Origin of the sequence: Falsiroseomonas sp. CW058 (assembly GCF_050563535.1) — a bacterium.
Classification (GTDB): domain Bacteria; phylum Pseudomonadota; class Alphaproteobacteria; order Acetobacterales; family Acetobacteraceae; genus Falsiroseomonas.
The window spans coordinates 41361-59896 of record NZ_JBNXUO010000007.1; the positions used below are offsets into that span (position 1 = coordinate 41361).

At 74.5% G+C, this 18536-nt stretch carries 16 protein-coding genes and 1 tRNA gene; 13 read left to right on the plus strand and 4 right to left on the minus strand.

Annotated features, from left to right (window positions below):
* Positions 1-75 precede the first annotated feature (75 nt).
* Both ACK8OX_RS07980 and ACK8OX_RS07985 read left to right on the plus strand, forming a co-directional pair.
* Complete coding sequence (locus ACK8OX_RS07980; RefSeq protein WP_430663439.1) at positions 76-1476, plus strand: M20/M25/M40 family metallo-hydrolase; 1401 nt, start codon at positions 76-78, stop codon at positions 1474-1476.
* 116 nt (positions 1477-1592) lie between these two features.
* Complete coding sequence (locus tag ACK8OX_RS07985) at positions 1593-2213, plus strand: EF-hand domain-containing protein (RefSeq protein ID WP_430663440.1); 621 nt, start codon at positions 1593-1595, stop codon at positions 2211-2213.
* A 52-nt stretch (positions 2214-2265) separates the two neighbouring features.
* On the opposite strand, the gene ACK8OX_RS07990 is transcribed toward ACK8OX_RS07985, so the two are convergent.
* Both ACK8OX_RS07990 and ACK8OX_RS07995 read right to left on the minus strand, forming a co-directional pair.
* Positions 2266-3318 carry an NAD(P)H-dependent flavin oxidoreductase gene (locus ACK8OX_RS07990; protein WP_430663441.1) on the minus strand — a complete coding sequence of 351 codons (1053 nt, stop codon included), beginning with the start codon at positions 3316-3318 and terminating at the stop codon, positions 2266-2268.
* 83 nt (positions 3319-3401) lie between these two features.
* Entirely contained in the window at positions 3402-5063 is a 1662-nt protein-coding gene (locus tag ACK8OX_RS07995; protein WP_430663442.1) for a methyltransferase domain-containing protein, read from the minus strand.
* 193 nt (positions 5064-5256) lie between these two features.
* Here ACK8OX_RS07995 and ACK8OX_RS08000 point away from each other — a divergent pair, with 193 nt between their 5' ends.
* The 9 genes from ACK8OX_RS08000 (at position 5257) to ACK8OX_RS08040 (ending at position 15248) form a co-directional block, all read left to right on the plus strand.
* On the plus strand, positions 5257-7635 hold the full coding sequence (locus tag ACK8OX_RS08000; RefSeq protein ID WP_430663443.1) for a tetratricopeptide repeat protein: 2379 nt from the start codon (positions 5257-5259) through the stop codon (positions 7633-7635).
* Positions 7632-8402, plus strand: a complete 771-nt coding sequence (rfbF, locus tag ACK8OX_RS08005) for a glucose-1-phosphate cytidylyltransferase (RefSeq protein WP_430663444.1) — start codon at positions 7632-7634, stop codon at positions 8400-8402. The genes ACK8OX_RS08000 and rfbF overlap by 4 nt, the downstream gene beginning before the upstream one ends.
* Positions 8402-9475, plus strand: a complete 1074-nt coding sequence (gene rfbG / locus ACK8OX_RS08010) for a CDP-glucose 4,6-dehydratase (protein ID WP_430663445.1) — start codon at positions 8402-8404, stop codon at positions 9473-9475. The genes rfbF and rfbG overlap by 1 nt, the downstream gene beginning before the upstream one ends.
* Complete coding sequence (locus ACK8OX_RS08015; RefSeq protein ID WP_430663446.1) at positions 9472-10713, plus strand: methyltransferase domain-containing protein; 1242 nt, start codon at positions 9472-9474, stop codon at positions 10711-10713. The genes rfbG and ACK8OX_RS08015 overlap by 4 nt, the downstream gene beginning before the upstream one ends.
* Positions 10710-11237 carry a dTDP-4-dehydrorhamnose 3,5-epimerase family protein gene (locus tag ACK8OX_RS08020; RefSeq protein ID WP_430663447.1) on the plus strand — a complete coding sequence of 176 codons (528 nt, stop codon included), beginning with the start codon at positions 10710-10712 and terminating at the stop codon, positions 11235-11237. Before ACK8OX_RS08015 ends, ACK8OX_RS08020 begins: the two co-directional genes overlap by 4 nt.
* Positions 11230-12144 carry an NAD-dependent epimerase/dehydratase family protein gene (locus ACK8OX_RS08025; protein WP_430663448.1) on the plus strand — a complete coding sequence of 305 codons (915 nt, stop codon included), beginning with the start codon at positions 11230-11232 and terminating at the stop codon, positions 12142-12144. The genes ACK8OX_RS08020 and ACK8OX_RS08025 overlap by 8 nt, the downstream gene beginning before the upstream one ends.
* A gap of 67 nt (positions 12145-12211) precedes the next feature.
* Complete coding sequence (locus ACK8OX_RS08030) at positions 12212-13171, plus strand: alpha/beta hydrolase (protein ID WP_430663449.1); 960 nt, start codon at positions 12212-12214, stop codon at positions 13169-13171.
* A complete protein-coding gene (locus ACK8OX_RS08035; RefSeq protein ID WP_430663450.1) occupies positions 13168-14412 on the plus strand; it encodes a CaiB/BaiF CoA transferase family protein in 1245 nt (414 codons plus the stop codon). Before ACK8OX_RS08030 ends, ACK8OX_RS08035 begins: the two co-directional genes overlap by 4 nt.
* A complete protein-coding gene (locus tag ACK8OX_RS08040) occupies positions 14409-15248 on the plus strand; it encodes an HpcH/HpaI aldolase/citrate lyase family protein (RefSeq protein WP_430663451.1) in 840 nt (279 codons plus the stop codon). Before ACK8OX_RS08035 ends, ACK8OX_RS08040 begins: the two co-directional genes overlap by 4 nt.
* Before the next feature lie 284 nt (positions 15249-15532).
* On the opposite strand, the gene ACK8OX_RS08045 is transcribed toward ACK8OX_RS08040, so the two are convergent.
* Positions 15533-15607 (minus strand) — tRNA-Val (locus ACK8OX_RS08045).
* A 98-nt stretch (positions 15608-15705) separates the two neighbouring features.
* Here ACK8OX_RS08045 and ACK8OX_RS08050 point away from each other — a divergent pair.
* Positions 15706-16512 carry a DUF3108 domain-containing protein gene (locus tag ACK8OX_RS08050; protein ID WP_430663453.1) on the plus strand — a complete coding sequence of 269 codons (807 nt, stop codon included), beginning with the start codon at positions 15706-15708 and terminating at the stop codon, positions 16510-16512.
* Here the strand turns inward: ACK8OX_RS08050 and gph are convergent.
* Positions 16474-17127 carry a phosphoglycolate phosphatase gene (gene gph / locus ACK8OX_RS08055; RefSeq protein WP_430663454.1) on the minus strand — a complete coding sequence of 218 codons (654 nt, stop codon included), beginning with the start codon at positions 17125-17127 and terminating at the stop codon, positions 16474-16476. The two genes, ACK8OX_RS08050 and gph, sit on opposite strands and share 39 nt — an antisense overlap.
* Before the next feature lie 104 nt (positions 17128-17231).
* Between gph and glmU the strand changes: the two genes are divergently transcribed.
* Entirely contained in the window at positions 17232-18533 is a 1302-nt protein-coding gene (glmU, locus tag ACK8OX_RS08060; RefSeq protein WP_430663456.1) for a bifunctional UDP-N-acetylglucosamine diphosphorylase/glucosamine-1-phosphate N-acetyltransferase GlmU, read from the plus strand.
* Positions 18534-18536: the final 3 nt, after the last annotated feature.

The window sequence follows — 18536 nt, forward strand, 5'->3', positions numbered from 1 at the left end:
CGGCCCGCCCTGGACCTGTGCCTCCATCCGGCGCATGGTCCCGGCCCTGATCGTCAACCGCGACGGGGTGAGTGAATGGGTACGCGCGAAGGCGCCATCGGCCGGGCCCTGGGCTTCTTCGACGATGGCGGGTTCGAGGATCTGCTCGGACGGCTCGTCGCCACGCCCTCCACCTCGCAGGAGGAAGCTGCCGCGCCGGCGCTCGCCCGCTATCTCGACGCCGAGATGCGCCCCTGGCTGGAGCGGCTGGGCTTCGAGGTGGCGATCCATCCGAACCCGCTGGCCGGCTTCGGCCCCATCCTGACCGGGATGCGCGTGGAGGACCCGGCGCGCCCGACGGTCCTGCTCTACGGCCACGGCGACACGGTGCGCGGCCTCGACGACCAGTGGCGCGCCGGCCTCGCGCCCTGGGCGGTGACGCGCGAGGGCGACCGCTGGTACGGCCGCGGCACCGCCGACAACAAGGGTCAGCACGCCATCAACCTGGCGGCGCTGGAGGCGGTGATCGCGGAGCGCGGCGGCCGGCTCGGCTTCAACGTCAAGCTCGTGCTGGAGATGGCGGAGGAACGCGGCTCGCTCGGCCTGAAGGACTTCGTGGCGGCGCATGCCGCGGAACTGGCGGCGGATGCGCTGATCGCGTCCGACGGGCCGCGGGTGGAACCGGGGCTGCCCACCATCGCGACCGGCACGCGCGGCACCTTCCACTTCGACCTGGCGGTGCGCCTGCGCGAAGGCGGGGTGCATTCCGGCCACTGGGGCGGGCTGACGACGGACCCGGCGGTGCTGGTGGCGCATGCCATTTCCACCATCATGGACCGCGACGGCAAGATCCTGGTGCGGGACTGGCTGCCGCCCGGCGGCGTGCCCGAGGAGGTGCGCTCCGTGCTGGCCGGCTGCCCGGTCGGCGGCGGCGAAGGCGCGGCCACGATCGACGCGGCCTGGGGCGAGCCCGGCCTGACGGCGGCCGAGAAGATCTATGGCTGGTGCAGTTTCATCGTGCTGGCCATGGTGTCCGGCCGGCCGGAGAACCCGGTGAACGCGGTGGCGCCGGATGCGCGCGCGCATTGCCAGATCCGCTACACCGTCGATGCCGACGCGACGGGGTTCGAGGCCGCGCTGCGCGCCCATCTGGATCGCCACGGGTTGCAGGCCGTCGCGATCGAGAATGCGCGCATCCGCATGCCGGCCAGCCGCACCGCGCCCGACCACCCCTGGGTGCGCTGGGCGCAGGCGTCGATGGAACGCAGCCTCGGCAAGCGGGTGCAGGTCATCCCGAACAGCTCGGGCGGCCTGCCGGGGGATGTCTTCGTGGACCATCTCGGCGTGCCGCTGGTCTGGGTGCCGCACAGCTACAACGGCTGCAAGCAGCACGGCCCGGACGAACACCTGCTGATCCCCGCGGCGCGGGAGGGCATCGCCGCCTTCGCCGGGATGTGGTGGGACCTGGGCGAGGGCGGGACGCCGCCGCGGGGCTGAGCAACGCGGCTGTTACCTTTCATCACCGCCCGACACCGCCTCCGAAACGCGCGCGTTGCATGCGCGCTTCATCTTCATCGTGTCGCCGGCCCCTGCCGGTGCAAGGAGACCAGACGATGAAGACGACGAGGATCGCCCTGCTCGCAGGCGCCGCTGTCACCGCCGCGGCGCTCGCCATCGCTCCCGCCTTCGCCCAGCCGGGCCCCGGCGGCGGCCCGGGCGGCCCCGGTCGCGGCGCCCCCGGCTTCGCCATGGGCGAGGCCTTCGCCCGCGCCGATGCCAACAATGACGGCCGCGTGAGCCGCGACGAGGGCTGGGCCTGGCTGCAGGCGCGCTTCGCCGAGGTGGACGCGAACCGCGACGGCGGCGTGACGGTCGAGGAATTCCGCGCCCACGCGCAGTCCCGCATGGGCAACCGCCAGCCGCCGGCCGAGATGCGCGAACGCGCCGAGCAGCGCGGCCAGGGCATGTTCCGCGCGCTCGACGCCAACTCCGACGGGCGCGTCACGCTCGAGGAGATCCGCCCCTTCGCCGAGGCGATGTTCCGCGCGCGGGACACCAATGCCGACGGCGCCCTGTCGCGCGACGAGGTGGTGACGCGCCGCGGCGGCAGCCATCACGGCCGCCACCATGGCGGCCAGGGCTACGGTCCGGGGGGCTACGGCCAGGGCGGCGAGCGTCGCGGCCCGCCCCCGGCGCAGGCCCCGGCCCAGCCGCCGGCCACGCAGCAGAACTGAGCGCGATGCACGCCCCCGCGGCCCTGGCCGCGGGGGCGGCTTGCGTACGCTCTCACGCCAGCAGCGCCTCCGCCTCGGTCCAGACGCGCCGCACCACCTCCGCCGCCGGCTCCGCCCGGGCGAGCGCCGCGCCCTGGCCGGCCCACATCTGCATGCGGCCGGCGTCGTTCGCCCTGGCGGCCGCTTCCCGCATCGGGCCGGTCGCGACGCGCTGCAACGGATAGGGCAGGGGGTCCGGCGCGGCGCGGAGATAGGCGTTGCGGATCGCGCGCCCCAGCCTGCCGCTGAAGGCACGCGTGGCGGTCGTGTCCTCCGGCGCCGCCGCGCCGATCGCATCCGCCCAGGCCGGCGGGATGCCGGCTTCCGGGCAGCGCAGGAAGGCGGTGCCCATCTGCACCGCGCTCGCGCCCAGCGCCAGCGCCGCCGCCACGCCGCGCCCGTCCATGATGCCTCCCGCCGCGATCACCGGCACCGCCACCGCATCGGCGATGCGCGGCAGCAGGGCCACCAGGCCGGTCGACTGCGCCTCGGCCAGCGCCGCGTCGAAGCTGCCGCGATGGCCTCCCGCCTCGGCGCCCTGCGCCACCACGGCATCGGCGCCCGCGGCTTCGGCCGCGCGGGCCTCCGCGACGCTGGTGACGGTCGCGAACCAAGCGATGCCGCGGGCCTTCAGGCGCGCGACGAAGCCCGGCGGATACAGCCCCATGATGGAGGAGACGACCGGCGGCGCCGCGGCCAGCACCGCCTCGCATTGCGTGTCGAAATCCTGCAGCCAGGGCCCGTCGCCGAGCGGCACCGGCGGCGGGCCGAACCGCGCCATCGCGGACAGCACCGCGGCTTCGCGGGCGGCATCGCGCGGCGGCGGCGGATCCGGCACCCAGAGATTGACCTGCACCGCGCCGTTGGACGCGGCGCGGAAGGCCGCCGTCCAGGCGGCGATGCCGGCGGCGTCCTGGAGGAGCGCGCCGCTGGCGCCCATGCCCCCCGCATTGGCCACCGCGGCCGCCAGCGCCGGCGGGCAGGACCCGGCCATCGGCGCCAGCAGGACCGGCACGCGCAGCCCGTGGCGGGTGCAGAAGGCGGCGGCGCGGTCGCGGGGGGTCATGTGGGTCTTCCTTGTTGCCGTGTGCTGCCGGGGAAAGCCCCGCTTCGCCGCCCTGTCGCAGGCGGAAGGGGACGGTCGCAGGGTCAGCCGAGACGCGCGAATTCCGGCGCGCGTTCCAGCATCGCCGCATCCAGCGCGGCGCGGCGCGCCCAGAGGTCGCGGTACCAGTCCAGCCGCCGCTGCACATGCCCCGCCAGCATCCGGTTGCCGCGCACCCAGCCGTGCGCCGCCTCGCCCAGCGCCATCGCCTCCTCCGGATGGGCCAGCAGGCGGCGCAGCGCCGCGTGCAGGTCGTCCGGGGTGCGGACCAGCAGCCCGGTCTTGCCGTGCCGCACGGTGGCGCCATAGACCACCGGGCTCGCCAGCACCGCCAGGCGGTGCGCGCCGGCCTCGACGAATTTCAGGTCGGACTTGTGGTTGTTGAAGGGCGTGTCGGCGAGCGGCATGAAGGCGATCTCGCAACTGCCCATCAGCGCGCGGTACGCGGCATATGGCAGGATGCCGTGGAAGCGCTTGTGCGGCGTCGCCAGCGCGTCGAAGGTCCCGCGGTCGAACAGCACCTCCACCGCCAGCCGCCCGCCGGCTTCGGCCAGGACCGCGTTGAGCGCGGGCAGGAAGGGGGCGATGTCGTCCTCGCGCCGCAGCGCGCCGAGGAACAGCGTCATCCGCCGCGGATCGGCGAAGTTGCGGCGCTCCGGCAGTTCCGCGACGGTGTTCGGGAAGACCGCGACCTCCCCGTTGTACTGGCGGAACAGCGTCTCCAGCCGGGGCGTGGTGGTCTGCACGGCATGGACGCCGCGGAAGGCGAAGTGGCCCGACTGCGCCACCACCGGCCAGTGTGCGGGGTCGTCATCGAATTCCTGCACCACCACCCAGCCGCGCCGACGGAACTGCTGCACATGGGCGGCCGCATCCGGGCCGTTCAGCAGGCGGCGGTGCAGCAGCATGATGCGCGGCGTCTCCGCCGCCAGGGCCGGCGTGTCCGGGTTCTGCGCGATGCGGATCCGCACGCCGGGCCGCGTCGCCATGGCGTTCAGCGGCAGGTCGATCCGCACGTCGTTGACGCCGCCGACCGGCTTCAGCACATGCGCCACCACCACCAGCGGCGTCGCGCGGCGCCGGGCGGCGCGCCAGATGTGCCGGCGCGGCGCGGCGCGGGCGGCGAGGGCCCCTGCCTCGACCCCTAGGGCGGGGAGGGAGGGGGCGATCCGCCGCGCGAAGGCCGCGGCTTCCTCCTCCTCCACGCCGTCGGGCAGCATGTCGAGCGGGACCAGGCCCGCGCCCTGCAGGGCGTCCCCCACCGCCTCCGGCGTGAACAGGCGCAGATGGCCGGGGCCGAGGGGGCCTTCCCCGCCCGGGTCCCAGCCGCCGCGCAGCAGCCGGTCGGCGAAGGTCCAGTGGAACGGGTTGGGCACGGCGGCGACGAGCACGCCATCCGGAGCGAGCAGCGCGGCCGCCTGGGCCAGCGCGGCGGCGGGGTCGGCCAGCCGCGCCAGCACGTCGGGCCAGACCAGCGCATCGACGCTGCCGCGCAGCAGCGGCGGGATGCCGGGCGGCAGGGCGCGCAACTCCACCACCTGCGCCGCCGGATCGCGCCTTCGGATCGCGGCCGCCAGGCCGGCCGTGCCGGTCCCGGCCAGCGCCACCAGGCGCACGCCCATCGGCACGCGGGAGAGGAGCGCGGCTTCCTCCACGGGGCCGGCGGGTCCAGGCGCGGCGGCGGGGATGGCGGGGGCGGTGCTCATGCCGGGCGCAATCTGTCCCGGCGGCGGCGGCGCATCAACCCGTCTCAACCATCGCGTGCGGAACGCCCGGTCACGCCGCTTGTCCGGGAACACGAAGGCGTGATACCGCTTCGGCAACACCTCAACATCCTGGCGCCGACCGGCCGCCCCCAGCGCCCTTCGGTGCAGCCGCCCGCCGGGCGGGCCGGAGCCCATGCCGCCGCCACCTGCCGCCCGCACCCTCCGCGCTGCACCGCCCGACCTCGCCCGGCAGGAAGCCGCCCTGCGCGCGCGCCTGGCCGAACAGCCGGCCAGCGGGCAGCACTGGCAGCAGCTGGCCGGCGTGCTGGCCCAGGCGCAGCGCCAGGCGGAAGCTGCGGACGCCTTCGCCCGGGCCGCGGCGAACGGCATCGCGCCCCAGTCCATCGCGCTGCCCTGGGCGCTGGCGTTGAGCGGGGCGGGCCGCCATGCCGATGCGGTGGAGGTGCTGCGCCCCGCGCAGGCGCGCAAGCCCAAGGACTTCGTGCTGGCCAACACGCTCGGCGTGATGCTGAAGCGCGCGGGAAGGCTGGAGGAGGCCGTGGCCGCGCTGGAAGCCGCCCGCCGGCTGGAGCCGCGCAACGTCTCGCCCTGCCAGAACCTCGGCAACGTGCAGGAGCTGCGCGGGGACTTCGCCGCCGCCGCCGCCGCCTTCGCCGCCGGGCTGCGGATCGACCCCCGCAACATCGAGCTGTGGCGCCTGCATGGCCGCGTGCTGCGCGCGCTCGGCGACCAGGACGGCGCGCTGGCGAGCCTGGAGAAGGCTTTCGCGCTGGACCCGCGCGACCGCGACGCGGCGGCGGTGCTGGCGGGGCTGCACATGGACCGGCGCGACTGGGCGGCGGCGGAACGGGTGTGCGTGCGGCTGCGCGCGGCGCGGCCGGGTGATTCCGCGGCCGACGTGATGGCCGCCCGCCTGCTGCTGCGCCAGGGCCGCATCGCCGAGGCGCAGGCCCTGCTGGATGGCGTGATCGCGCGCGAGCCGGGGGAGCGCAACGCGAACCTCCTGCTGGCCCGCCTGCATGGCGACGGCGACCGGCAGGCCGCGAACGAGGCGCTGCGCCGCGCGCTGGCCGCCAACCCCGACAACCCCGAGCTGATGGACGCGCTGATCGAGAGCCTGTCGCGCAGCCGCTACGGCGACGAGACGCAGCACATCGAGGAAGCCTACGCCGTCGCCTGCCGACTGATGGAGCGACATCCGGACCGCGTCACGCGCTCCGCGCGGTCGCTGCGGACCATCTTCCAGCGGACGATGGACGTGGACCGCACGCGGCGCACCGGCACGCTGGCGCAGCTCGCGCCGCACTGGCTGGCGGAAGGGCGCCTCGCCGCGCTGCACTACGAGCTGGGCCAGGTGGAGACGCTGGAGGACCGGATCCGCATCGTCGAGTGGCACCGCGAATGGGGCCGGCGCGAAAGCGCGTCCCGTCCGCCGGTGGAGCGGCCGGCGATGCCGGCGATCGACACGGGTCGCAAGATCCGCGTCGGCTTCATGTCGTCGGACCTGCGGAACCACCCGGTCACCTATTTCGCGTTGCAGCTGCTGGAGCTGTACGACCGCGACCGCTTCCAGGTCTTCTGCTACTCCTTCTACGAAGGCCAGAAGGACCAGGTGCAGCAGCACATCGAGGGGAAGGTGGACGCCTTCCGCTGGTGGCCGCGGCGCCCGGATGCCGAGGTCGCGGCCGGCATCGCGGCGGACGGGCTCGACATGCTGTTCGAACTCGGCGGCAGCACCGCGATGAACAAGCTCGAGGTCATGGCGTACCGGCCCGCGCGCATCGGCGCGTCCTGGCTGGGCTATCCCCATTCGGCGGGTATCGAGGCGATCGACTACATCCTGACCGATCCCTACATCCGCCCCGCCGATCCGCGGCTGCTGATCGAGAAGGGGTTCGAACTGCCCGATACCTGGGTCAGCCTCGGGCGGCTCGGCTTCTCCGACCGGCAGGAGATACAGGACGGCCTGCCGGAGGAGCGGTTCGGCCGGCTGACCTTCGGCACCATGAACAACCCCTACAAGTACACGCTTCCCTGCCTTGACGCCTGGGCGACGGTGCTGCACGCGGTGCCGGACAGCCGCTTCCTGTTCGTGCGGCCGGAAGGCGCCTCGGCCGCCTTCGTCGCCAATGCCCGCGCGGTCTTCGCGGCGCGCGACGTGGACCCGCGGCGGATCGACTTCGTCGGCGTCCGCGGCAAGCACATGCCGCACTACAACAGCATCGACATCGCGCTCGACAGCTTCCCCCATGTCGGCGGCACCACCACCTGCGAGACGCTGTGGATGGGGGTGCCGACCGTCTCGCTCGCCGGGCCGGGCTTTCCGGAGCGGCTGTCATATTCGAACCTGTCGAATGCCGGCGTCGGCGACCTCTGCGCCTTCACGGCGGAGGACTACGTGGCGAAGGCGACGGCGCTGGCGGAGGACCGCGCGCGGCGGCGCGACCTGCGGAAGAACCTGCGCGCCATGATCCGCGCGCGGCCGCTCGGCGATGTCGACCGCTTCGTGAAGGCCTTCTACGGCAAGGTGGCGGAGGTCGCGGAGCGATGAAGGCGGTGATCCTGGCCGGCGGCCGCGGCACGCGGCTGGCCGAGGAGACGGCGCTGCGCCCGAAGCCGATGGTGGAGATCGGCGGCTGGCCGATCCTCTGGCACATCATGAAGATCTACGAGGCGCACGGCATCAACGAGTTCGTCGTCTGCCTCGGCTACAAGGGGTGGATGATCAAGGAGTTCTTCCTGAACTACCGCAGGCACTCCTCCGACATCTCCGTCGATCTCGGCACCGGCCGGGTCGAGGTGCTGCGGCCGGCGGCGGAACCCTGGCGCGTCACGCTGGTGGACACGGGCGAGGACACGATGACCGGCGGGCGCCTGAAGCGCGTGGCGCCGCACCTGGCCGGCGAGGACGCCTTCTGCATGACCTATGGCGACGGCGTGGCGGATGTGGATGTCCGCGCGCTGGTCGCCTTCCACCGCGCGCATGGCAGGCTCGCGACCGTGACGGCGGTGGCGCCGCCCGGGCGGTTCGGCGCGCTCGACCGGCGCGGCGACGCGGTGGACGCCTTCACCGAGAAGCCGCCCGGCGATGGCGGGACCATCAATGGCGGCTTCTTCGTGCTCTCGCCGCGCGTGATCGACCGTGTCGGCGGCGATTCAACGGTTTGGGAGGAGGAACCGTTACGGGGACTCGCGCGCGAAGGTGAATTGCGCGCCTTCGACCATCGCGGTTTCTGGCAGCCCATGGATACGTTGCGCGACCGCGACCAGCTGGAACGGCTCTGGGCCGGCGGGGCCGCGCCGTGGAAGGTGTGGTGATGGCCAATCCGGATCCCGCCTTCTGGCGCGGTCGCCGCGTGCTCGTCACGGGGCATACCGGCTTCAAGGGCAGCTGGCTCTGCCGCGCGCTCGCGGTGCTTGGCGCGGAGGTCACGGGGCTGGCGCTCGACCCGCCGCCCGGCCCCTCCGCCTTCGCCGCGATCCGCGCGGGCGAGGTGCTGGCCGGTGACCTGCGGGTCGACATCCGCGATGCGGCGGCGCTGGCCGCGGCGCTGCGCCGCGCCCGGCCGGAGGTGGTGCTGCACCTCGCCGCGCAGGCCTTCGTCGGCCGCGGCTACCGCGAGCCGGCGGCGACCTTCGCGGTCAATCTCGGCGGCACCGTGAACCTGCTGGAGGCGATGCGCGGCCTGCCCGGCCTGCGCGCCGCGCTGGTCGTGACCTCGGACAAGGTCTACCGGAACGACGGCGCCGGCCGCCCCTTCACGGAGGCGGATGCGCTGGGCGGCCACGATCCCTACAGCGCGTCGAAGGCGGCAGCGGAGATCGCGGCCGCGTCTTACCGCGCGTCCTTCCCCGCGGAACTGCCGCCCATCGCCAACGCGCGGGCCGGCAACGTCATCGGCGGCGGCGACTTCGGCGAGCAGCGGCTGATCCCCGACCTGGTGCGCGCGCAGATGGCGGGGGAGGTGCTGGTGCTGCGCCGGCCCGATGCGACGCGGCCCTTCCAGCATGTGGTGGACGTGCTGCGCGGCTACCTCATGCTGTCCGAGCGGCTGGCAACGGCGCCGGCGGAAGCACCAGCTGCGCTGAATTTCGGCCCGCGCGACGGCGAGATCCGCGTGCGCGACCTGCTCGCCCAATGGGCCGCCGCGACCGGCGAGGCCGCGTCCTGGCGGCTGGAAGCCGGCCCGGTGATGGACGAGGCGCGCCGCCTGGCGCTGGATTCCACCCTGGCCGGCGGGGCGCTGGGCTGGCACCCCGTGCTCGACACGCCGCGCGCCATCGCCGCCACCGCCGCCTGGTACGCCGCCTGGCGCCGGGGGGAGGACATGGCCCGCGCCACCGACGCCGCGCTGGCCGAGGCGCTGGGCCCGCGGGCGATGGCGGCATGAGCGGCCGGTCCCATCCCGTCACCGCCTGCCGTGCCTGCGGCGGCGCGCTGGGCGCCACCTTCTGCGACCTCGGCACAATGGCGGTCGCCAATTCCTACGTCCCGCCCGACCGCGCCGGGGCGCCGGAACCCGCCTTCCCGCTGCGCTGCGTCGTCTGCGACGAATGCCGGCTGGTGCAGCTCGACACCGTGGTGGATGCCGAGGGCATCTTCTCGGACTACGCGTATTTCTCCTCCGCCTCGGCCTCCTGGCTCGACCATGCGCGGCGCTTCGCGGCGGCGATGACGGAACGCCTCGGGCTCGGCGCCGGCAGCTTCGTGGTCGAGGTCGCGAGCAATGACGGCTACCTGCTGCGCAACTTCGTGGCCGCCGGCATCCCCTGCCTCGGCATCGAGCCGGCGGCGAATGTCGCGGAGGTCGCGCGCGCCGGGGGCGTGCCGACGGAAACCCGCTTCTTCGGCGCGGCTGCGGCGCGCGACGTGGTGGCCCGCCGCGGCCATGCCGACCTGGTCGTGGCGAACAACGTGCTGGCGCATGTGCCGGAGGTGAACGACTTCGCCGCCGGGCTGGCGCTGCTGGCGGGGCCCGCGGGCGTCGTCTCCATCGAGGCGCCGCACCTGGTGCGGCTGGTGGAGGGCGTGCAGTTCGACACGATCTACCACGAGCACTACGCCTACTGGTCGCTCCTCTCGATGGAGACGCTGCTGGCGCGCCACGGGCTGCGCGTGTTCGAGGTGGAGCGACTGCCCACCCATGGCGGGTCGCTCCGCGTGCTCGCTTCCGCCGCCGACCGGGGGGAGGGCGCGGGCCTGCGGGACGTCCGGACGGAGGAGGCAGCGCGCGGGCTCGACGGCAACGCCTTCTACCAGGGCTTCGACGCGCGGGTGCGGGCGGTGCTGGCGGGCTTCCGCGGCTGGCTGGACGGCGCGCTGGCCGAGGGCCGGCGGATCGGCGCCTATGGCGCGGCGGCGAAGGGCAACACGCTGCTGAACGCGGCGGGGGTGAGGGCGCCGCAGATCCTCGCCGTGGCGGATCGCAGCCCGGCCAAGCAGGGCCGCCTGCTGCCCGGCAGCCACATCCCGGTGGTGACGCCGGAGGCGCTGCTGGCCATGGCGCCCGACGACATCCTCGTGCTGCCCTGGAACATCGGTGCCGAGATCGCGGCGCAGCTGCGCGCGAACGGCTTCCGCGGCCGCCTGCTGACCGCGGTGCCGGAAATGCGGGAGATCGTCGCATGATCTTCCGCCCCACCGCCATCGCCGGCCTCGTGGAACTGCTGCCGGAACGCCACCGCGACGCGCGCGGCGCCTTCTTCCGCACCTGGTGCGCCGAGGAGCTGCGCCGCGCGGGGATCGACTTCGCGCCGTCGCAGATGTCGCTGTCGGAGAACACGCACCGGCACACGCTGCGCGGGATGCATTTCCGCGCCGCCCCGAAGGAGGAGCAGAAGCTGGTCCGCTGCGTGCGCGGCGCCGTCTTCGACGCCGCGATCGACCTGCGCCCCGGCAGCCCCACCTACCTCCGGCACGAGGCGGTGACGCTGAGCGCGGAGGCGGGCAACGCCTTCTTCATCCCGCGCGGCCTGGCGCACGGCTTCCTGACGCTGACGGAGGATGCGGCGGTCGAATACCTGATCGACCTGCCCTATGCGCCCGGCCATGACCGCGGCGTGCGCTGGAACGACCCCGCCTTCGGCATCGCCTGGCCCGCGCCGCCCGCGGTGATCGGCGAACGCGACGCGACCTATCCCGACCATGGCTGAGCGCGTCCTGCTGACCGGCGCGGGCGGCTTCGTCGGCCGCGCCGTGGTCGCGCCGCTGCTCGCGCGCGGGGTGGAGCTGCACGCCGTCTCGCGCAGCGCGGCGCGGGCCATCCCCGGCGTCACCTGGCACCGGGCCGACCTGCTGGACGAGGCGGAGGCGCGGGCGCTGCTGCGCGAGGTGCGGCCGACGACGCTGCTGCACGCCGCCTGGTATGTCGAGCACGGGAGGTTCTGGACCTCGCCCGAGAATGCGCGCTGGGTCGAGGCCTCGACCGCGCTCGCCCATGCCTTCGCCGAACTCGGGGGGCGGCGCATGGTGGGGCTTGGCACCTGCGCCGAATACGCCGAGGTCGCGGCGGATGACGGCGAGCCCTGGCCGGAGACGCGCGCGCTGGGCGGCGGCACGCCCTATGGCCGCGCCAAGGCGGAACTGGCGGCGCGGCTGCTGGCGCTCTCGCCCCGGCTCTCGGTCGCCTGGGCGCGGCTGTTCCACCTGTTCGGAGAGGGGGAGCCGGCGGCGAAGCTGGTGCCCGACGTCGCGCTGTCGCTGCTGGCGGGGCGGGAGGCGCGCTGCGGGTCCGGCCGGGCGGTGCGGGACTATGCCTCGACCCGCTTCGCGGGTCGGGCGCTGGCGGCGCTGGCCACCGGCGGGGTGACGGGGCCGGTCAACATCGCCTCCGGCACCGGCCGCCCGATGCGGGAGGTGATCGAGGCGATCGGCACCATCACCGGCCGCCCGGACCTCATCCGGCTCGGCGCGCGGCCGGACCCGGCGGGGGAGGTCCCCTTCATGGTGGCCGACACCAGCCGTCTGCGGCGTGAGGTGGGCTTCACCGGGACGGCGGACCTGCATGGCGACCTGGCGGCGCTGGTCCACGCCCTGCGTGCCGCGCCGGTGGCGGCCTGACGGGTTCCCACCCCCGCCCCGCCTGACCTACCCTTGTCGCCACCAGGGCAGGAAACAGGGACACGCCATGCGCATCCGCCTCGTCGCCGCGCTCACCGCGGCGCTCATCGCCGCGCCGGCTGCCGCGCAGATGTCCGTCATGCCGGCCGAGTTGCAGGCGACGATGGACCGCATCGGGCCGGTCTGGGGGACCGACATCCTGGGCAATGTCGCCATCTCCGAACGGGCCTACACGCCCCTCCTCGCCGCCGCGCCGCGCGACGGGGTGGAGGTGCGCCGCGACGTCGCCTATGGGCCGGACCCGAAGCAGGTGCTGGACATCCATGCGCGGCCGGGGCTGACGCGCGCGCCGGTGGTCGTGTTCTTCCACGGTGGCGCCTATGTGCGCGGCGACAAGCGCGTGAACGACGAGATCTACGGCAATGTCGCGACCTGGTTCGCGCGGCAGGGGATGGTCGGCATCAACGCGACCTACCGGCTTGCGCCTGCCTCGCCCTGGCCGGGGGGGGCGCAGGATGTCGGCGCCGTCGTCGCCTGGGCGCGGGAGAATGCGGCGCGGTTGGGCGGCGATCCCGACCGCATCCTGCTGATCGGCCATTCGGCCGGGGCCACCCATGTCGCGAACTACGCCTTCGACCGGTCGATCCACCCGGCGGCGGGGCCGGGCGTGGCGGGCGTGGTGCTGATGAGCGGGCGCTACCGCCTGGAATACGTGGCGAACGACCCGAATGCGCGCAACATGCAGGCCTATTTCGGCGCGGATGCCGCCCAGTACCCCGCGCGGTCGGCCATCACCCATGTCGGCGGCAGCCGGCTGCCGGTGTTCATCGTGGTCGCCGAATACGACAACCCCGGCCTCGACGTGAGCGGGGCGGAGCTGTTCTCGGCCATCTGCGCGCGCGACGGCGCCTGCCCGCGCTTCGCCCGGCTGGAGCGGCACAACCACCTGTCGATGGTCCACCACTTCAACACCGCGGACGAGGCGCTGGGGCGGGAGATCCTGGCCTTCCTGCAACGCGGCCGATGAGCGGCCCCGGGCTGGCGCGGCGGGACTTCGACGCCGCCGCGCGCGGCGCGCTCGACGGGGTGCGGGTGGTCGACCTCTCGCGCCTCGTCGCGGGCAATGTGCTGACCAAGGTGCTGGCCGACCACGGCGCCGAGGTCATCAAGGTGGAACCCCCCGCCGGCGACAGCCTGCGCGCCTGGCGCGTGGGCGGCGTGGAGACGAGCTGGAAGGCCTATTGCCGGAACAAGCGGAGCATCTGCCTCGACCTGCGCCGCGCCGAGGCGATCGCGGCGGTGGGGCGCCTGGCGGAGGGCGCGGCGATGCTGGTCGAGAGCTTCCGCCCCGGCGTGCTGGAGGAGATGGGGCTGCCGCCTGCGGCGCTGCTGGAGGCGAATCCGCGTCTCGTCGTCGTCCGCATCTCCGGCTGGGGGCAGACCGGGCCGTTCCGCCACAAGCCCGGCTTCGGCACGCTGGTGGAGGGCTATGCCGGCTTCGCCGCGCAGAACGGCTTCGCCGACCGCGAACCGGTGCTGCCGCCGATGTTCATGGCAGATGCCTATGCCGGGCTCTACGGCGCCTCCGCCGCGATGATCGCGCTGCGCCATGCGGAGGCGACGGGCCAGGGGCAGGTGATCGACCTGTCGCTGTTCGAGCCGCTGTTCGCGGTGCTGGAGCCGCAGATCGCGAACTGGCGCCTGACCGGCCAAGTGAAGCCGCGCACCGGCAGCCGCAGCACCAACACCGCGCCCCGCAACGCCTATCGCACGCGGGATGGTGGCTGGGTCGCGCTGTCGAGCTCGACACAGGGGATGTTCGTGAAGCTGATGGCGTCCATCGGCCGTCCGGAACTGGCCGATGACCCGCGCTTCCGCACCAACCCCGACCGGCTGCGCCATGTGGAGGAACTGGACACGGTGATCCGCGACGCCATCGCCGGGATGACGATGGCGGAGGCGCTGGCGCGCTTCGACCGCGACGGCGTGACGATCGGCCCCATCATGGACGCGGAGGGCCTGGACGCGGACGCCTATGTGGCGGGGCGCGAGGCGCTGGTGGAGGTGCCGGACGAGGAGATGCCGGGCGGCGTGCTGCCGATGCATGGCGAGGTGCCGCGCCTGTCCGCCACGCCCGGCCTGTTCCGCAACCCGGCACCGCGGCTCGGCGCCGACAACGCGGCGGTGCTGGCGCCGCTGCTGGGCGAGGCGGAGTTCGCGCGGCTGCGGGCCGCGGGCGTGATCCTGGAAGGTGGTGCGACGAGATGAGCCGACCCTGGCGTTCGATGCTGTATGTCCCGGCCAATGTGCCGCGCTTCGTCGCGAAGGCGCCCGGGGCGGGGGCGGATGCCGTCATCCTCGACCTCGAGGATTCGGTGCCGGCCGACCGCAAGGCCGATGCCCGCGCCGCGCTGGCCGAGGCGGTGCCCACCGCACGCAGTGGCGGGTCCGACGTGCTGGTGCGGGTGAACCGCCCGCTGCGGCTCGCAGTGCCCGACATCGAGGCGGCGATCGCGGCGGGCGCGGACGGGATCCTGCTGACCAAGGCGATGGGCGCCGAGCATGTGGCGCTGGCGGCGGAGATGCTGGAGGGCGCGCCGCGTCCGATGCGCCTGGTCCCGATGATCGAGGGTGCGGCCGCGATCCCGCGCATGGAGGCGATCGCCCGCGCCTCGCCGCGGGTGGCGGGGCTGCTGATCGGGGCGGAGGACCTGGCGGCCGAATGCGGCGCGGCGGCGGATGACGAGACGATCGTGCTGGCCAAGAGGCTGATGGTGCTGGCGGCGCATGGCGCGGGCGTCGCGCCCTTCGGCACTCTCGGCACCGTGGCGGATTACCGCGATGCGGAGCGGGTGCGGGACCTGGTGGCGCGGTCGAAGCGCGCGGGCCTCGTCGGTGCCACCTGCATCCACCCCGCGCTGGTGCCGGTGCTGAACGAGGGCTTCGCTCCGAGCGCGGCCGAGATCGACCTCGCGCGCCGGCAACTGGCCGCGGCGGAGGATGCGGCGCGCGAGGGCCGCGGCAGCTTCAGCGTGGATGGGCGGATGGTGGACGAGCCGATCCTGATCCGCGCGCGCCGGGTTCTCGCGCAGGCGGGAGGATAGACAGGCGCCCGGCCCATGAGGGCATGGAGAACCCCGGACGGCGGTGCCGTCCGAGCCGCCGGATGGCGGCCGCCGCAGGTGCGGCGAGCCAAGCCGGCGGATGCCGGCGCCCGGCGATTGAGGGCACGGGAAACCCCGGACGGCGGTGCCGTCCGAGCCGCCGGATGGCGGCCGCCGCAGGTGCGGCGAGCCAAGCCGGCGGATGCCGGCGCCCGGCGATTGAGGGCATGGAAAACCTCCACACGAAAAAGCCGCCCGGAAGGGCGGCCTTTTCGTGTGGAGGATGGTGGGCGCGACAGGGATTGAACCTGTGACCCTTCGCGTGTGAAGCGAATGCTCTCCCGCTGAGCTACGCGCCCATCCGTCGGGAGGCGCTGGATAGTGGGGCAGGGCCCGTCCTGTCAAGCGCACCCCGCGACGCCTTGGCAGCGCAGCGCCGCCTGCCGATATGGCGGAGATGCGCACCGGCCCGATCCTCCTGCCGATCCTCGCCCTGCTGGCCGCGCCCGCCGCCGCGCAGCAGCCCGTGGTCGCGACCTACGAGGTCTATGCGGCCGGGATGACCGTGCTCCAGCTCGAGGCGCGATTCGACGTGTCGGAGGCGGGCTACCGCATCCGGACGCAGCTGCGCACCCGCGGCATCGCCGCGGTCTTCGCACCGGGCGAACAGGCGACGCAGGTGGAGGGCGGCTGGGCGGGTGCCGCGGCCGCGCCGCGCAGCTACCTGACGGAGGGCACCTTCCGCGGCCGCTACCGGCGCATCGCGCTGGCCTGGCAGGGCGGCGCGCCGCAGGTGCTGGAACTCACCCCGCCCGAGACGGATGAGCGCGAGCCGGTGCCCGCCGCGCTGCAGCGGAACACGATGGACGCGCTGTCGGCCATGGCGCAGCTGGCCCGGCTGGTGGACCGCAGCGGCGGCTGCGACGGCGCGGTTCCCGTCTTCGACGGGCGGCGGCGGAGCGACTACGCCTCCCGCACGGAGAGGCGGGAGCTGATCCGCCCCTGGCGCGGCGCCTGGTCGGGCGAGGCGCTGCGCTGCGCCTTCGAGGGGCGGCTGGTGGCGGGGTTCCGCCATGACCAGGACCGCGCCGCCAGCGCGGCGCCGCAGACCGGCACCGCCTGGATCGCCGCGCCCTTCCCGGGCGCGCCGCCCATCCCCGTGAGGCTCGAGATCCCGAACCGCTGGGTCGGCCACGCGACCGCGGTGCTGCTGCGGGCCGAGCCCTCAGCCGCGCTGGCGCAGCCCGTCCAGCAGCGCCGGTAGGGCCGCGGGCGCCGCCGCCACCGGCGAATCGGCCGCCATCTCCCGCGGGCCGTAGCCCCAGCCGGCGAAGATGCAGGGGATGCCGGCGCCGCGGGCGGCGTTCACGTCGTTGCGGTGGTCGCCGATCATGACGGCGCGGTCCGGGTTGCCGCCCGCCAGCGCGACGGTGCCGAGGAGATGCGCGGGGTCGGGCTTGCGGGTGGCGAAGCTGTCCCCGCCGCCGAGCGCCGCGAAATGCCGCCCGAGGCCGAGCGAATCGAGCAGGGACCGCGCCGGGGTCGCCGGCTTGTTGGTGCAGACCGCCAGCCGCCATCCCGCTGCGGCCAGCGCGCCCAGCACCGCCTCGATCCCGTCATAGGGGCGGGTCAGGCGGGCGGCGTGGATGTCCTCGTCGGCGAGGAAGGCGGCGTGCAGCGCCGGGTCGAAGGGCAGGCCGCGCGCGGCCAGGGCCTTCTCGATCAGCGCCTTCGCGCCGTCGCCGATCATCGCCGTCACCTCCGGCAGGGCGAAGGGGGCGATGCCGGCCGCGGCCAGGGCGCGGTTCAGGGCGGCGGCGATGTCGGGCGCGCTGTCGAGCAGCGTCCCGTCGAGGTCGAAGACGGCGAGGGGGGGCATGGGGCGCGGTTCTGGCCCGCCGCGCGGGGGCTGGCAACCTCGGGAAACGCGAGTTGACCGCGGCGGGCTTGCGGGCACGGGGCGCGGGGGGGTACCGGGTGGGAATGAAGGCTGCCATCCTCCTCGCTGCCGGGCTCGGCACGCGCATGCGCTCGGCCCTGCCCAAGGCCATGCACCCGATCGCCGGGCGGCCGATGCTGCGCCACCTGCTGGCCTCGGCGGAGGCGGTGTTCGACCGCGTCGTCGTCGTGGCGGGGCCGGACATGCCGGAGCTGGAGCGGGCGGCGGCGCCGCACGCCACCGTGGTGCAGCGGGACCGGCTGGGCACCGGCCATGCCGCCCTGCAGGCGGCGGCGCTGCTGGAGGGTCATGGCGGCGATGTCGCGGTGCTCTACGCCGACAATCCGCTGGTCACGCCCGCGACGCTCGGGCGGCTGGTGGCGGCGCGGGCGGGGGCGGGGCTGGCGCTGCTGGCCATGCGGCCGGCCGACCCGGCGAGGTATGGCCGGGTGATCCAGGACGCCTCGGGCGGGGTCGTGCGCATCGTCGAATGGGCCGATGCGGACGGGGAGGAGCGCGCGGTCGGGCTCTGCAATGCCGGCGTGGTCTGCGCGCCCGCCGCCGATCTGTTCCGCTGGCTGCGCGCGGTGCGGAACGACAACGCCAAGGGCGAATACTACCTGACCGACGTGGTCGCGCTCGCCGCCGGCGAGGGGCTGCGCGTGGAGGCGGTGGAGGCGCCGGAGGCGGAGCTGCGCGGCATCAACAGCCGCATGGAACTCGCCGAGGCCGAGGCGGAGATGCAGCGCGCGCTGCGCCGCGCCGCGATGGAAGGCGGCGCGACGCTGACGCAGCCCGACAGCGTGGTGTTCAGCTTCGACACCAGGCTCGGCCAGGACGTGACGGTCGGGCCGAACGTGGTCTTCGCCCCCGGCGTCGCGGTGGAGGACGGGGTCGAGATCCGCGCCTTCAGCCACCTCGAAGGCTGCACCGTCAGGCGCGGGGCCGTGATCGGCCCCTTCGCGCGGCTGCGGCCGGGGACGGTGGTGGAGCGCGGCGCGCATGTCGGCAATTTCGTGGAGTTGAAGGCCGCCGTGCTGGGAGAGGGCGCGAAGGCCAACCACCTCAGCTATATCGGGGACGCGACGGTCGGCGCGCGGGCGAATATCGGCGCGGGCACCATCACCTGCAACTACGACGGCGTGAACAAGCACCGCACGGAGATCGGGGAAGGCGCCTTCATCGGCTCCGACACCGCGCTCGTCGCGCCGGTGCGCGTAGGCGCGCGGGCGCTGGTGGGCGCGGGCAGCGTGGTGACGGAGGACGTGCCGGACGACGCGCTGGCGGTGGCGCGCGGGCGGCAGGTGAACAAGCCGGGGCGCGGCTTCAAGGGCAAGGGCAGGTAGGAC

Coding starts and splice junctions, on each gene's coding strand:
- ACK8OX_RS07980 (WP_430663439.1), top strand. CDS start 76: ATGGGTACGCGCGAAGGCGCCATCGGCCGGGCCCTGGGCTTCTTCGAC.
- ACK8OX_RS07985 (WP_430663440.1), top strand. CDS start 1,593: ATGAAGACGACGAGGATCGCCCTGCTCGCAGGCGCCGCTGTCACCGCC.
- ACK8OX_RS07990 (WP_430663441.1), bottom strand. CDS start 3,318: ATGACCCCCCGCGACCGCGCCGCCGCCTTCTGCACCCGCCACGGGCTG.
- ACK8OX_RS07995 (WP_430663442.1), bottom strand. CDS start 5,063: ATGAGCACCGCCCCCGCCATCCCCGCCGCCGCGCCTGGACCCGCCGGC.
- ACK8OX_RS08000 (WP_430663443.1), top strand. CDS start 5,257: ATGCCGCCGCCACCTGCCGCCCGCACCCTCCGCGCTGCACCGCCCGAC.
- rfbF (WP_430663444.1), top strand. CDS start 7,632: ATGAAGGCGGTGATCCTGGCCGGCGGCCGCGGCACGCGGCTGGCCGAG.
- rfbG (WP_430663445.1), top strand. CDS start 8,402: ATGGCCAATCCGGATCCCGCCTTCTGGCGCGGTCGCCGCGTGCTCGTC.
- ACK8OX_RS08015 (WP_430663446.1), top strand. CDS start 9,472: ATGAGCGGCCGGTCCCATCCCGTCACCGCCTGCCGTGCCTGCGGCGGC.
- ACK8OX_RS08020 (WP_430663447.1), top strand. CDS start 10,710: ATGATCTTCCGCCCCACCGCCATCGCCGGCCTCGTGGAACTGCTGCCG.
- ACK8OX_RS08025 (WP_430663448.1), top strand. CDS start 11,230: ATGGCTGAGCGCGTCCTGCTGACCGGCGCGGGCGGCTTCGTCGGCCGC.
- ACK8OX_RS08030 (WP_430663449.1), top strand. CDS start 12,212: ATGCGCATCCGCCTCGTCGCCGCGCTCACCGCGGCGCTCATCGCCGCG.
- ACK8OX_RS08035 (WP_430663450.1), top strand. CDS start 13,168: ATGAGCGGCCCCGGGCTGGCGCGGCGGGACTTCGACGCCGCCGCGCGC.
- ACK8OX_RS08040 (WP_430663451.1), top strand. CDS start 14,409: ATGAGCCGACCCTGGCGTTCGATGCTGTATGTCCCGGCCAATGTGCCG.
- ACK8OX_RS08050 (WP_430663453.1), top strand. CDS start 15,706: ATGCGCACCGGCCCGATCCTCCTGCCGATCCTCGCCCTGCTGGCCGCG.
- gph (WP_430663454.1), bottom strand. CDS start 17,127: ATGCCCCCCCTCGCCGTCTTCGACCTCGACGGGACGCTGCTCGACAGC.
- glmU (WP_430663456.1), top strand. CDS start 17,232: ATGAAGGCTGCCATCCTCCTCGCTGCCGGGCTCGGCACGCGCATGCGC.